The organism is Streptococcus sp. 27098_8_69, from assembly GCF_041432445.1.
In the GTDB taxonomy this organism is placed as follows: domain Bacteria; phylum Bacillota; class Bacilli; order Lactobacillales; family Streptococcaceae; genus Streptococcus.
Genome location: NZ_JAPVZO010000008.1, coordinates 1 through 13,267 on the forward strand (window position 1 = coordinate 1; position 13,267 = coordinate 13,267).

Genomic DNA, 13,267 nt, shown 5'->3' on the forward strand with positions numbered 1-13,267 from the left:
ACAAAATAACCGAGGATTTCGCTCAAATCGACGAGAGACTCCTCGGTTTTCATTTTATTAAAAGTAAGAGAGTTACTTTTTCAGTGGGCTCTCATTAGATAATGTTATTTTTTTGTTTTCATTATAAAAATTTGTAGCTATTTCTTTAACGTAGTTTTCATAGCTGGCTGGAATTTCAGCATTTTTAATGAGAGAGATTATAATAATGCTATTTCATATTTAGAAAAATCTTATAAATTTAAGAGTGAAAATAAGCAAGTTGATGAATATTTTAAAATAAAAGGAAGAGAATTTGAAAATGATGAGGTAGGTAGCTTTATCTACAGAATTCGTCAAGAAGCTGATAATAAAGCATGTGTTTTCACAAGAAAAGATACGATAAAACAAGGAATGTGGAGTGAAAGTGAAATAGAGTTAGAATCTGAAAAATTAGAATTTGTAAGAAATATCTTGCAAGATGGATTTTCAAATATTTTCACAATAAGTAAACATAGAAAGACTTATCATAATGAATTAGAAAATAAAACGATTAATCTAGATAAGATTGATGGTCTTGGGTTTTATCTTGAGATAGAGATTTTAGGAGATTTTTCAAAAGAAGATTATAGTAATTTTTATGATAAAATGTGCGGAGAGTTCTCGTTTTTAAATTCAAAAATAGAAAAAAGGGCTATGTCCAATTAATGAGAGAAAAAAATGGATGTAATTAAAATTATCAAATAGTCTTGTTGGGATTGTTTACTCAATTGCTGGATTTGGAAGTTTGATAGCAGTAACCTTTCTTTCTACTTTTCTGAATAAGAAGGATTCCTTTATCTTGATGAATATATCAATGGCAACTATCCCACTTGTCATTATGGCAAGTGGAATAGTAGAAAATTGGATATTTTTTGGAATTTGTTATTCAATTTTGAGTGGACTAATTACAATAGCTTCTGTCTCTATTACGACAATACAGAAACAAGAAAGTACGGAGTATAATATTGGCAAGATATAGTTAACTGAAACAAGAACAGGACAAAAGAGCCTCGAAAAAAGTATTGCAACTTGGCAATACCTTTTTGAGATGCTTTTTAATATGAGCCCATTTCTTCTCAATAGGATTGTACTCAGGTGAGTAGGGAGGCAGTGGTAAAAGTTTATGCCCAAATTCTTCACATAAGAGCTCTAGCTTACCCATTCTATGGAATCTTGCATTATCCATAATAATAACTGATGGTGTGTTTAATGTTGGTAAGAGAAACTTCTGAAACCAAGCTTCAAAAAAGTCGCTCGTCATTGTTTCTTCGTAAGTCATTGGAGCGATTAACTCACCATTTGTTAGCCCTGCAACCAAAGAAATCCCCTGATATCTTCTTCCATATACTTTACCTCTTATTAACTGACCTTTTAATGAGCGACCATATTCTCGATAAAAATAAGTATCGAATCCTGTTTCATCAATATAAACAGGTGCTAAGTGCTTTAAACTATTAAAATTTTTAAGAAATAAGGCTACTTTTTCTGGGTCTTGTTCATAGTAGGTGTGGTTCTTTTTTTCGAGTGTACCCCATAGCTTTGAGAGCATAGTGGATAGTAGTTGGATGACAGCCAAATTCAGAAGCTATTTCAGTCAAATAAGCGTCTGGATTGTCAGTAAGATAGTTTTTAAGTCTATCTCTATCAACTTTTCTTGGTTTTGTTCCTTTTACTTGATGGTTTAGCTCTCCTGTTTTCTCTTTTAGCTTTAACCAGCAATAAATGGTATTACGTGAGATTTGGAAAACGTGTGATGCTTCTGTTATACTACCTGTTCGCTCACAATAAGTGAGAACTTTTTTACGAAAATCTATTGAATATGCCATAAGAAGATTATACCACATCATGTACTGTTTTAGGTTCAATTGACTATATCATTAGAAAAAATAATATTAATTCGTAGTAAAATAAAAAATTGAAAAAGGTTTTACATAATGTACTACCTTTTTCAGATTTAATAATTATTTAGGGGATAGAACTAGAGACAAAAAATACTGAATCTTAAACTGCACCCCAAAAGTAAGATTTTTTCTGTCTAACTTTTGGGGTCAGTACAGTATCTCTAACTTCTGGAGTGCTTTTTCTATATTCAAATTATTTTACAGTACCCATGTTCGAATGGCATGGGCTACGCCAGATTCGTCATTAGATTTGGTGATGTATTTGGCGATTTTTTTGAGTTCTGGGTTTCCATTTTCCATAACAACGGGGTTACCAACAACTTCAAGCATGGCACGGTCATTTTCTTCGTCACCGATGGCCATGGTTTGATCTTTGGTCAATCCTAGTTTCTCAGCTAAGTGAGTGATAGCTGAACCCTTGTCTACATTCTTTTTAAGGAGCTCAAGGTAGAAAGGAGCAGATTTGTTGATGGAGTAGCGCTCATAAAATTCTGCAGGTATCTTTTCAATAGCGGCATCCAGAATTTCCGGTTCATCGATAAACATACACTTGACGATTTCCTTATCAGCCATTTCTTCAGGTGTACGATAGAAGATGGGCATGCTGACGAGGGTTGATTCGTGAACAGTGTATTTTCCGATATTGCGATTGGCTGTGTAGATGCCATCCTTGGTGATAGCGTGCATGTGGACGCCAAGTTTGCGACTGAGAAATTCCATTTCTAGATAATCCTCATAGGTCAAGGATTCGCTGATAATTTCATGACCTGTTGCGGTTTCTTGAACAAGGGCACCGTTGAAGGTCACTACATAGTCACCTTCATCTCTTAAGTTCAATTCGTCTAAAAGTTTGGCAACACCTGCAATGGGACGGCCAGTTGCAATCATAACTTTGACACCAGCTTGTTTGGCATCTTGAATAGCGGCAAATACCTCAGGAGTGATTTCCTTTTGACTGTTGACAAGGGTTCCATCGATATCGACAGCGATTAGTTTAATACTCATATAGTTCCTCTTTTAGATTTTATTTGGTTTGAAATGATCATTTTCGATCAAGTGTAAAAATTGCTGAGTGATAGTTGCAAAGATGCTGTTTTGATCCAACATTTCTTTTGGAAAGTAGAAACGATTATCTCCGTGGCGACTGCCAGCAAGGGATTTAACAATAGGAGAAAGGCTAGAGAGTTCAGCTAGTTCTCCATTTTTCTGTAAAATCTCAATCTGTGTTCGTGGGTTTTCAGATTCAGGGCGATAGATATCATAAGGAAGGTCAAAGTTCTTATGGATAGCTGTGTAATAGTCAGGGTCAAAGCCGATGTCTTCAACCAGTTTTCTCATAGATGCAAGCTGTTCTTGATCTTCTTGTGAAAAGGTGATAGATTTAAAAACCTTGCGATTGACAAAACGTTGTGACAAATCAGCTAAAATCTTATCAGGACTGGTCATCCATAGTTGGAAATAGGTATTCATAACTCCGTCATCCAAAGACAGATAGTCAGCTAAGCTAACATTTTTTTCGAAAAATGGCAGTAGATGCGGGGATGTAAGAGTAAAGAAGTCCTTATTGTCTGGATAAAGTTCTTTAGCACGTTTCAAAAGATTCTGCAGAAGGACTTCCATAGCTCGTGTGGCTGGGTGGAAATACACCTGCATGTACATTTGATAGCGACTTAGAACATAGTCTTCGATGGCATGCATCCCGTTTCGTTGAAAGGCAATTCCGTTTTCGATAGGGCGAATAACTCGTAGGATACGTGTCAGGTCGAATTCTCCATAGGAAGCACCTGTAAAGTAGGAGTCTCGCAAGAGATAATCCATCCGATCTGCATCAATTTGACTTGAAATCAGTTGGACCACCTGCTTATTTGGATAAGTGTGGTCTATAACGCTCGCTACCTTTTCTGGGAAATCTGGAGCTACCTGTAAAAGAACTTGGTGAATTTCTGTTTCAGGACTTTGGATAATTTCCTGCGTAATAGCCTCATGATTTGTGTAAAAGAGATTTTCAAAAGTATGCGAATAGGCACCATGTCCTAGGTCATGAAGGAGGGCTGCAGTCATGGTTAGGAGGGACTCCGAAGGATCCCATTCTTTAGGATACTTTTCCTCAAAAATCTCGGTGATGCGTCGTGCAATCTCGTAAACACCTAGACAGTGAGAGAAACGACTATGTTCTCCACCATGGAAAGTATAGCTGGATGTTCCGAGCTGCTTGATACGACGAAGCCGTTGAAATTCTTTGGTATTGATTAAGTCATAGATAATCTGATTATCAACATGGATATAATTGTGAACAGGGTCACGAAATACTTTTTCATTCATAAAACCATTATAGCAAAAAGCTACAGTTTTTGGTAAAATAGTAGGATAAGAGTGTAGAAAGAGGACTTGAAGTGAAGATTCGAATGAGAAATACCATCCAATTTGATGAACAATTGGAAGTGATCGACCAACTTTATGACGTTGAGTTACGTGAGAAAGGTGATTTTTCCTATCTCCTTTTTTACAATGAAGAGAAGGAAAAAGTGGTACTCAAGTTTAATGATACAGAGTTGGTGATGTCTCGATTTTCCAACCCTAAGACCATCATGCGTTTTCTGAAGGAAGCTGATAGTTTAGCCTATGTTCCTACACCAATGGGGATACAGGAGTTTATCATCCAAACAAGCCATTATCAAGTTGATCAGCAAAAGATTGAACTAGCCTATCAACTACAAAACAAAGAAGGAACTCCATTTGCGAACTATCGCTTAGAAATTACCTGGGGGTAAAAAGTGGAGGAGAAATCGGAAGTCAAAGTTTCGATTTCGAAGTTCCAAATCAACTAGCAGGTCAAAGTTTTTTGCTAATAAAAAATGAGGTTGGGATTTTTGTCCCAGCCTCTATTTGATATACAGTTCTTGATTTTTCAAGACAATTTCACGTACACTTGCAAATTTCTTCAGCTTTTTGATGTCTTCGGGATGTGTTACAAGCGTGATTACATAACCCTCTTTGCCCATACGTCCAGTACGGCCAGCGCGGTGAGTGTAGGTTTCCATATCTCTAGGAACGTCAAAGTTAACCACGCATTCCAAGCTATCAATGTCGATACCACGAGCTAGAAGGTCTGTTGCAAGAAGCAGTGTTAGTTGCTTGTCTTTGAATTTTTCGAGAATAACTTTTCTGAACTTAACGTTGACATCGCTAGCTAGAGAAACAGCTAGGACATCACGATATTGCAATTTTTCTTCAGCGCTTCCGAGGTCTGACAAACTATTAAAGAATACCAGTCCACGGAAGTCATCGACATGTGCTAGTTTACGAAGCATATCTACTCTGTGTCGTTGGTCTACTTGCATGTAGAAGTGTTGAATGTTGTCCAACTTTTGATCAGAGAGGTCGATGGTGCGCGTGTTGGGCGCAATCTTATCTTGGTCAAACTTGGTAGTTGCACTCATATAGATGAGTTGGTGGTCACGAGGTGCGTAGTGAGTGATTTTCTCAACAAAGTGAATTTGAGAATCATCTAGCAACTGATCGAACTCATCAAGAATGATCGTTTCCACATTCATCATCTTGATTTTTTTCAATTTGATCAGTTCAAAGATACGCCCAGGAGTTCCAATCAGAATTTCTGGGCCTTTTTTCAGTCGTTCGATTTGACGTTTCTGACTCGAACCAGAAAGGAATAGCTGAGCAGTCAAGCCAATTGCTTCACCCCAGGTTTTAGTTACCTCAAAAATCTGACCAGCCAGTTCAGTATTTGGTGCTAAAATCAATAGTTGCTGCGCTTTTTTCTTTTGGAGACGGAGAAGACTTGGTAGGAGATAAGCTAAAGTCTTACCTGTACCAGTTGGACTGACTCCAAGGAGGGTTTGACCGTCTAAAATCGGATCAAAAAGCTGAGTTTGGATGGGTGTGAATTCTTGGAAACCGAGTTGGTCAAGGAGTTCTAGCCATTCAGTTGGTAGTTTGGTTTTCATTTTTCTGCCTCAAATCTAATGCCAGCAGTCTGGCGCATGGTGTAAAGTAGCTTATGGACGTCGGTTGCATCATCCAGCCAATCTTGGTAGAGTTTTTGGTTTGGCTGTTTGATCATGTTAGCAAAAGCAGCGACCTCCTCAGTCATGGTATGAGGTGCCTGCTGAATTGGTAGATGTGTTTCATTACCTTGATGATCTGTAAAAATAGCTGAGCGAACATGTTCAATAGTGTTGAGCGTCAAGGTTCCATCTGTTGTATATATTTCACAAGGCAGATTAGAAGTAATGTTTTTACCAGCCTTGATGTGAACTTGATATTCAGGATAAGATAAGATACCATCTCCATTTAAATCAATGGTGTTGTCAAGTTGCTGAGCTTGATAGGTCGCATCAAGTGCCTTTCCAAACAAGCGAACCGCAGCATAGATCGGATAAATTCCCAAGTCCATGAGAGCCCCACCAGCAAAACGGTCTGAAAATACATTCGGAGTGTTTCCAGAAAGAAGGTCAGACATCTTAGAAGAATACTTGGCATAGTTAAAATCTGCACCTAAAACTTGCTTATCTGCTAAAAAGTTTTTAATAACGGTGAAGGCTTCCTCATGATAGTTTCTTGCTGCTTCAAAGATGAAACGGTGATTCTCCTGAGCTATTTCAACTAAATCCTGCCATTCTTGGGGTTGAGTCACCGCTGGTTTTTCAAGGATAACATGTTTGCCAGCAGATAAAGCGGCCTTGGCTTGAGTAAAGTGCAGAGAATTTGGACTTGCGATATAGATAACATCAAATTCAGATTGGAAGAAATCCTCTAAATTATCAAATAGACTAACATCTGAATAGGAACTAGCAAATTGCTGAGCAGTCGTGAGCTTTCTTGAATAAACAGCCACTAACTGGAATTCCTGACTAGCATGAGCAGCTTCTATAAAGTGGTGACTGATTGCACCAGTGCCGATAATACCAAGTTTAAGCATGAAATCTCCTTTTCTACAAGTAATGACTGCTTTCATTATATCACAGATAGACTAAACTAGCCAAAGGGAGACAATTCTTTTATTTGACACTTCGAATTTTCCTCAAAAAATGGTACAATAGATTCAGAAAAAATAGGAGTGTAGTATGAGATTATTACCTATGAGAAAAATTTCTCGTCATTCAAAAAGATTGGCGCTTTTTTTGACTTTTTGTGCGGGTTATGTAGATGCCTATACCTTTATCATACGTGGGAATACTCTAGTTGCAGGCCAAACGGGGAATGTCGTTTTCCTTTCCGTTGGTCTCATTCAGGACAATGTTTCAGATGCCAGCGCCAAGGTAATGACCTTGATTTCCTTCATGGTGGGTGTCTTCCTCTTGACAGTCTATAAAGAAAAGTTGAGGATTGTAAGAAAACCAATTTTATCCCTTGTTCCACTAGCAATTTTATCTTTGATTATAGGATTTGTTCCCTTGACGGTTGATAATATATACATAGTACCACCGTTAGCATTTTGTATGGGTCTGGTTACAACAGCATTCGGTGAAGTTTCAGGAATTGCATACAACAATGCTTTTATGACTGGAAATATCAAACGAACCATGTTAGCATTTGGTGAATATGTTCGCACAAAACATACACCTTTTTTAAGAGAAGGTCTCATCTTTGTTAGCTTGCTGTCGAGTTTTGTACTTGGGGTTGTTGTATCAGCTTATCTGAGTATTTTTTATGAAGAAAAAACAATTTTAGGGATTCCAATCATGATGAGTATTTTTTATTTAAGTATGCTTTTTGCATCTTGGAGGAAAAAAATAAGAGAAAAAGTTTAAATTCGATGATAAATACTTGTCAAGAACTAGGAATCATGCTATACTTGAAGAGTTGACTATGCACGATCCTGTGCAACCGCACGAACATCGTTGCTCGTCGTATAACAAATTTAAACTTCGTCATTATCGCCTTGCCTAACATAAGTTATGTCTTCGGCTCAATTCCTAGTTTATTCTTTGTTATACTTAGAGCTCTTCTTTTAAGTGGTTCGTCCCACGATGCTAGGCGAGTCTTCACAAAAAATATGGGGAAACCCCAAAAAATCATAGGAGGTGCATAATGAGCACATACGCAATTATCAAAACTGGCGGAAAACAAGTTAAAGTTGAAGTTGGTCAAGCAATCTACGTTGAAAAATTGAACGTTGAAGCTGGTCAAGAAGTTACTTTTAACGAAGTTGTTCTTGTTGGTGGTGAAAACACTGTTGTCGGAACTCCACTTGTTGCTGGAGCTACTGTAGTTGGAACTGTTGAAAAACAAGGAAAACAAAAGAAAGTTGTTACTTACAAGTACAAACCTAAAAAAGGTAGCCACCGTAAACAAGGTCACCGTCAACCATATACAAAAGTTGTCATCAACGCAATCAACGCTTAATTTTAAGGAGAACACATGATACAAGCAGTCTTTGAGAGAGCCGAAGATGGCGAGCTGAGGAGTGCGGAAATTACTGGACACGCCGAGAGTGGCGAATACGGCTTTGATGTCGTGTGTGCATCGGTTTCTACGCTTGCCATTAACTTTATCAATTCGATTGAGAAATTTGCAGGCTATGAACCAATCTTAGAATTAAACGAAGATGAAGGTGGCTATCTGATGGTTGAAATTCCTAGAGACCTTCCTTCACACCAGAGAGAAATGACGCAGTTATTTTTTGAATCATTTTTCTTAGGTATGGCAACCTTATCGGAGGACTCTTCTGAGTTCGTCCAAACCAGAGTTATCACAGAAAACTAACACGGAGGAAAACATTATGTTAAAAATGACTCTTAACAACTTGCAACTTTTCGCCCACAAAAAAGGTGGAGGTTCTACATCAAACGGACGCGATTCACAAGCAAAACGTCTTGGAGCTAAAGCAGCTGACGGACAAACTGTAACAGGTGGATCAATCCTTTACCGTCAACGTGGTACACACATCTATCCAGGTGTAAACGTTGGACGTGGTGGAGACGATACTTTGTTCGCTAAAGTTGAAGGCGTAGTACGCTTTGAACGTAAAGGTCGCGATAAAAAACAAGTTTCTGTTTACCCAATCGCAAAATAATCGCTCTAAGTAGCATTAAATAAGGCTTTCCGAGTTTTCGGAGAGCCTATTTTTTTGTTTTGGTACCCATTTTGGTACCCATTTTTAAAATCCTATATAGTTTGCAAATTTATCAGCAACTTTATCTTTTGCTTTTTGGGTAACATGGGCATATATATCCATAGTCGTCTGTATATTTTCATGTCCGAGTCGTTCCTGAACTTCCTTGATAGTAGCTCCAGATTCAAATAGTAAAGAACAATGTGTGTGTCTAAATCCATGAGGAGTAATTCGTTTGAAATCAGGATACTTTCTCCAAATTCTGTTCAACATATTGTTTACATGAACTACACTCTTAGGTTCTCCATTCTCATTTTTAAAGAGAAGCCCTTTTGTACTGTATTTATGCCAATCCTTTAAAACCTTGATTGTTTTTGAATCGAGAGTAATTGTACGAGCGCTCTTTTTTGTTTTCGGGGTTTGGAAAATAAGTTTGTTATCTTCACCTTTGGCCAGTGTCTGGTTGACAGTAATCTGTCCATCTTTTAAGTCGATATCAGACCATCTTAGAGCGCTGATTTCATTTTTTCTCATACCTGTAAATGCAAGCAATCTAAAATACGTCAGCATTTCATCATCGTCGAAGCCTTTAACGATTTTAAAAAACTCCTGCAATTCTTCCTTGTTGTAGAATTTTTCTAGTTCATCTGTATTATTCTTTTTACGTTTAGGTTTCAATGTTTTTCTCATTGGATTGTTTTCAATCAACTCCATCGAAATAGCGTAGTCAAAGATTTGATTAGCAATGCTGATAATCCCAAAAAATCTTTTGTATTCATCAGCCCATTTATTAACTTGTGTCTGGCACATAGATAAAGTGATTTTATTTATTGGTTTATCTCCAAAATTAGGGATAATCCATTTATCTGCAACATTTACTTGACTGACGTAAGTAGACTCTTTGACAGTATGCTTATAATGTTCTTTCCAAACCTCGTAAACCTGCTTAAAAGTGCTAGTGGTATTTTTAGACCTAAAACTTTTCTTCTCGTACTCTGTCAAACATTTAGCTTCAGCAAGCCTAGCTTCTCGCTCAGTCTTAAACCCTCGTCTTTTAGTGACTATCTTTTTATTTGTGAGTGGATCTATTCCATGATAAGCCTTAAAATAGTAAGCAGTGACTCCGTTTTTTTGGTATTTTCCAATCATTGATTTTTACCCTCATTTCTGATAAAATGGGTATAAGAAAACGACCTTTTTAATGGTTGTTTCTTATAACGCTAATCCTCACGCTCAGACTCGCCAAAGTTTGAGAGCGTGGGGCTTTTTTATTATTTTTTGGCTAGGCGCCATATTGTTAAATCTAGATAATACGTTAATTCTTTTTCACGAGTAACAACTCTCTCGGTTTCAATATTTAGGGTTTTATATGGTCCACCTCTACCAGTAAGGATTGCATCGTATCGGTAATTTGGATTAGCTATGTATGATGAAATTTGTGATGCGATTACAGCTGGTAAGTATCCAACAAAGATATTATTCACTAAAATTTTGACAGCATTTTTATCATGTGGATTTGAAGGTTCTGGTAATAGTTGAACGTCTACTGTTTTCAATTTATTGTATTTGTAAACAGGTTTATATGTTTCAAGCATGTAAGATTTCAAACTCTTGTTATCTTTTCCAAAATAATGGACACCATTGGAAAGAAAATCAGCTGCAATCTCAGCTTCTTTTTTATGATAATTTGTTCCCATTAACAAGAAGTCTTCTCGGAAAACAATTGTATCAATCTGTGGACTGTAATTTTCAATTTTCTTCTTTTTCTCTCGCTTTGCAGTTAAACGACCAATAATGTAAGTTATAAAACCAGTAATAAACAAGAAGAAGCCGAGAGGTAGAAATAAAAATAGGAATATAGAACCTAAAACCATAAAGACAAGTCCAGCTTCTTTATATTCTTTTGGAGTGTGTTGCTTTTTACCGTTAGATGACAAAATAGATTGTTGTTTTTTTGCGACTACTTTTTCCTTTCTCTTTTTAGAAGGTTTTAGCAAATCAGAAAGTCCAAATGTTGTCTTGTGATAGACCTTGTTATACATGGCTTTCTTGGGATTCTTTATCCATCCCACGCCTTTCTTCCCATATCCAGGAATAATAGCTTTTTTAGCTTGTCTTTTCCATTTGCTTGTAGTTCTAGCTTTTAAACTCTTTTTTAGACTTGGTGTTCGCATACCTATTTTCATATTCTACTCCTAATCAACTAATCAATGAATAATATTCATCAATGACCATTACCTCATCTGTGATGGTTTTTAATTTGTGCTTTTTCATGAAATTTAGATAGTTAAAAGATTGTTGATCATCAGAATTTTTCAATTCTTCCTCAATCAATTGATGAATCATAATGCGATTAGCTTCGTTTTCACACCTTGTATGATTATTTTTATAGAAAGCAGGAGTGTGAGAGAGATGACCTAGTTCATGATAGACAACACGTTTTATCGCTTCATCAGATAGTTTGTTATTTACGAAGATGGTTTTGATATCCTCGATATAAATGCCAGGACGTTGCCATAAATCTTTATCAAAGTAGTAAAGAGTTACACCACAAGATTTCACAAAGTCGTCAATCTGCATAGGCTATCTACCTCTCAAATATATTTCTATGATGTTTTGAATCGCATCAATATCTTCTTCTGTAAGTGGCTTCCCATCGAATGTTTTTGCATTCTCTGCCATCTTTCGTAGGTCGTCAGACGTGTATCCTGCGATTGTATCATCCTTTGCAATAGACGGATTATCAGTTCGTCCGAGCAGGTAGTCGGTGGATACATTGAAGTAGTCGGCGATTTTTGCGATATGTTCAGCTGAAGGAGTCTTTTTATTCTTAAGGCTATAAATGTAATTTTTTCCTAAACCGACTCTTTCTTCCAAAGTATTTAGAGAAATTCCTTGTTTTTTAGCTAAAATTTTAATTTTTTCGAATGTCTCAAACATTGATTTATCAACCTTTCTGAAGCATTACAAAAAAATATTTTATTTTTTCATCTAAAACACTTGACATTTATTAGATGAACAACTAAAATAGTATTTGTAATTAAGAAACAACTAAAAAAACAACTAAGAAATAAATCATAAAAATGTTTTGGCGAACGGTATTTATGGATTTATCATTGTTTTTATTATGCCTTTATTTTAGACAAACATCTAAAAAAAGTCAAGCGAAAAGATAAAAAATAGTTAAAAAATTAGTTGTTTCTTATTTACAAATTGGTAAATAGGAGGGACGTATATGCCAGATATCGCAAACGGTCGTGAAAGAGTTAATGCTTTCTTGAAAGAGAAAGGCATTAAAAAAGCAACTCTAGCGGTTGCTTATGGCTTTAAACGACAGGAAGTAACAAACATTCTAAGTGGGACGACAAAAGGTCCACGAGCGAATAGCTTCATTCTTCAGGTTATTGAAGATTATGGGATTGAGTAGGAGGAAGGAATGGACGAACTCAAAATAAGAAAAGATGGTATTTATTTGAATAACCAAAAATTAAAAGGTGTGCAAGCAGTCAAAGTAAAAGGCACGGCTGAAAGCAACCATGCTACTGTCTACTTAAAATTTATTGCCAAGCTGATTTGATTAGAAAGGAATAACATGATTCATCATTATATAACTCATTATGCAAGCAATGGGAAAGATTACGCCGAAGCATGGATTCAAATCAACATTTTTGGGATGTGCTTTTGTTTATGGAAAAAGCGTACAACCATTGAACGATTGTACGCAAACGAAGATTAGACTTTCTTCCAGACGTTTTCTTTAGCTGATTTAGGAGGTCAAATTGGAAGATAAAATCATTGAACTTGCTGATTACTTCATCAGCGAATCTACAACGTACAGAGAAGCTAAAATAGCATGTGAGGAGCTATTAAAACAAGTTAGCCATGAGATAGAACTCAGGGCGCTAGAAAGTAATATTGTATAAACAAAAAAGCACCTAACAATGTCAGGCGCTTAGAAAAATTAACTAATCAAATTATAACACATAAGGAGGCTGCTGTGAATATTCTTAGCGAAGAATTTGAAAATAGTATCCGTGCAGTTGTAAGAAATCAATTTAAAGAATCATTCGAAGAATTGTTAGAGCATGAGACAACAGAAAAACGATGGCTTTCTATAGAAAGTGCAGCCAATTATGCCGACTGCAGTGCTAACACCATCAGAAAATGGTTAAGAATGGGATTGAATCTTTACAAAATAGACGGAACCAAAAGAATTGATAGAAATGAATTGGATAACTTTGTGCAGTCTCACTTAGTAATTTAGAAGGAGAAG

At 36.5% G+C, this 13,267-nt stretch carries 19 protein-coding genes and 1 other annotated feature; of the genes, 10 read left to right on the forward strand and 9 right to left on the reverse strand.

Going from position 1 to position 13,267, the window contains the following annotated elements:
* The first annotated feature begins 390 nt into the window (after window positions 1-390).
* A complete protein-coding gene (locus O3658_RS03995) occupies window positions 391-684 on the forward strand; it encodes a hypothetical protein (protein ID WP_371559460.1) in 294 nt (97 codons plus the stop codon).
* Between the two features lie 313 nt (window positions 685-997).
* Here the strand turns inward: O3658_RS03995 and O3658_RS04000 are convergent.
* From O3658_RS04000 to O3658_RS04010, 3 genes are all read right to left on the reverse strand, one after another.
* Window positions 998-1,844, reverse strand: a protein-coding gene (locus tag O3658_RS04000; protein ID WP_371559462.1) for an IS630 family transposase whose coding sequence is annotated in 2 segments (ribosomal slippage) — window positions 998-1,526 and window positions 1,525-1,844 — 849 coding nt in all. Because the reading frame shifts where the segments join, the coding sequence is not laid out codon by codon here.
* A 273-nt stretch (window positions 1,845-2,117) separates the two neighbouring features.
* A complete protein-coding gene (yidA, locus tag O3658_RS04005; protein ID WP_371559463.1) occupies window positions 2,118-2,924 on the reverse strand; it encodes a sugar-phosphatase in 807 nt (268 codons plus the stop codon).
* Window positions 2,925-2,936: 12 nt separating this feature from the next.
* Window positions 2,937-4,241, reverse strand: coding sequence for an HD domain-containing protein (locus O3658_RS04010; protein ID WP_371559464.1), 1,305 nt, complete (start codon window positions 4,239-4,241; stop codon window positions 2,937-2,939).
* Window positions 4,242-4,312: 71 nt separating this feature from the next.
* Between O3658_RS04010 and O3658_RS04015 the strand changes: the two genes are divergently transcribed.
* Window positions 4,313-4,690: a DUF1934 domain-containing protein gene (locus tag O3658_RS04015; RefSeq protein WP_148130305.1), complete on the forward strand. Its 378-nt coding sequence runs from the start codon at window positions 4,313-4,315 to the stop codon at window positions 4,688-4,690.
* A 111-nt stretch (window positions 4,691-4,801) separates the two neighbouring features.
* Here the strand turns inward: O3658_RS04015 and O3658_RS04020 are convergent, their stop codons facing one another.
* Entirely contained in the window at window positions 4,802-5,884 is a 1,083-nt protein-coding gene (locus tag O3658_RS04020) for a DEAD/DEAH box helicase (protein ID WP_371559467.1), read from the reverse strand.
* The gene (locus tag O3658_RS04025; protein ID WP_371559469.1) at window positions 5,881-6,858 is read right to left on the reverse strand and encodes a Gfo/Idh/MocA family protein; all 978 of its coding nucleotides are present in this window, start codon (window positions 6,856-6,858) and stop codon (window positions 5,881-5,883) included. The genes O3658_RS04020 and O3658_RS04025 overlap by 4 nt, the downstream gene beginning before the upstream one ends.
* Before the next feature lie 145 nt (window positions 6,859-7,003).
* Between O3658_RS04025 and O3658_RS04030 the strand changes: the two genes are divergently transcribed.
* The 4 genes from O3658_RS04030 to rpmA all read left to right on the forward strand — a co-directional run bounded on the left by O3658_RS04030 (window position 7,004) and on the right by rpmA (window position 8,955).
* Window positions 7,004-7,690, forward strand: a complete 687-nt coding sequence (locus O3658_RS04030) for a YoaK family protein (RefSeq protein ID WP_045763442.1) — start codon at window positions 7,004-7,006, stop codon at window positions 7,688-7,690.
* A gap of 64 nt (window positions 7,691-7,754) precedes the next feature.
* Window positions 7,755-7,934: a sequence feature (ribosomal protein L21 leader region), on the forward strand.
* A gap of 36 nt (window positions 7,935-7,970) precedes the next feature.
* Complete coding sequence (rplU, locus tag O3658_RS04035; protein ID WP_000109137.1) at window positions 7,971-8,285, forward strand: 50S ribosomal protein L21; 315 nt, start codon at window positions 7,971-7,973, stop codon at window positions 8,283-8,285.
* A gap of 15 nt (window positions 8,286-8,300) precedes the next feature.
* Entirely contained in the window at window positions 8,301-8,645 is a 345-nt protein-coding gene (locus O3658_RS04040) for a ribosomal-processing cysteine protease Prp (RefSeq protein WP_000613695.1), read from the forward strand.
* Between the two features lie 16 nt (window positions 8,646-8,661).
* Window positions 8,662-8,955 carry a 50S ribosomal protein L27 gene (gene rpmA, locus O3658_RS04045; RefSeq protein WP_000916509.1) on the forward strand — a complete coding sequence of 98 codons (294 nt, stop codon included), beginning with the start codon at window positions 8,662-8,664 and terminating at the stop codon, window positions 8,953-8,955.
* 84 nt (window positions 8,956-9,039) lie between these two features.
* On the opposite strand, the gene O3658_RS04050 is transcribed toward rpmA, so the two are convergent.
* The 4 genes from O3658_RS04050 to O3658_RS04065 all read right to left on the reverse strand — a co-directional run bounded on the left by O3658_RS04050 (window position 9,040) and on the right by O3658_RS04065 (window position 11,934).
* The gene (locus O3658_RS04050) at window positions 9,040-10,143 is read right to left on the reverse strand and encodes a tyrosine-type recombinase/integrase (protein ID WP_371559475.1); all 1,104 of its coding nucleotides are present in this window, start codon (window positions 10,141-10,143) and stop codon (window positions 9,040-9,042) included.
* Window positions 10,144-10,265: 122 nt separating this feature from the next.
* Window positions 10,266-11,180, reverse strand: coding sequence for an HIRAN domain-containing protein (locus tag O3658_RS04055; protein ID WP_371559476.1), 915 nt, complete (start codon window positions 11,178-11,180; stop codon window positions 10,266-10,268).
* Between the two features lie 13 nt (window positions 11,181-11,193).
* Window positions 11,194-11,574, reverse strand: a complete 381-nt coding sequence (locus O3658_RS04060) for an ImmA/IrrE family metallo-endopeptidase (protein WP_223139838.1) — start codon at window positions 11,572-11,574, stop codon at window positions 11,194-11,196.
* A gap of 3 nt (window positions 11,575-11,577) precedes the next feature.
* Window positions 11,578-11,934, reverse strand: coding sequence for a helix-turn-helix domain-containing protein (locus O3658_RS04065; RefSeq protein ID WP_371559477.1), 357 nt, complete (start codon window positions 11,932-11,934; stop codon window positions 11,578-11,580).
* Between the two features lie 295 nt (window positions 11,935-12,229).
* Here O3658_RS04065 and O3658_RS04070 point away from each other — a divergent pair, with 295 nt between their 5' ends.
* The 4 genes from O3658_RS04070 to O3658_RS04085 all read left to right on the forward strand — a co-directional run bounded on the left by O3658_RS04070 (window position 12,230) and on the right by O3658_RS04085 (window position 13,258).
* Complete coding sequence (locus O3658_RS04070) at window positions 12,230-12,421, forward strand: DNA-binding protein (protein WP_001112860.1); 192 nt, start codon at window positions 12,230-12,232, stop codon at window positions 12,419-12,421.
* Window positions 12,422-12,430: 9 nt separating this feature from the next.
* Complete coding sequence (locus tag O3658_RS04075; RefSeq protein ID WP_371559479.1) at window positions 12,431-12,571, forward strand: hypothetical protein; 141 nt, start codon at window positions 12,431-12,433, stop codon at window positions 12,569-12,571.
* A gap of 202 nt (window positions 12,572-12,773) precedes the next feature.
* On the forward strand, window positions 12,774-12,917 hold the full coding sequence (locus O3658_RS04080) for a hypothetical protein (protein ID WP_371559480.1): 144 nt from the start codon (window positions 12,774-12,776) through the stop codon (window positions 12,915-12,917).
* Window positions 12,918-12,991: 74 nt separating this feature from the next.
* Complete coding sequence (locus O3658_RS04085; protein WP_371559481.1) at window positions 12,992-13,258, forward strand: helix-turn-helix domain-containing protein; 267 nt, start codon at window positions 12,992-12,994, stop codon at window positions 13,256-13,258.
* The last annotated feature ends 9 nt before the right edge of the window (window positions 13,259-13,267 follow it).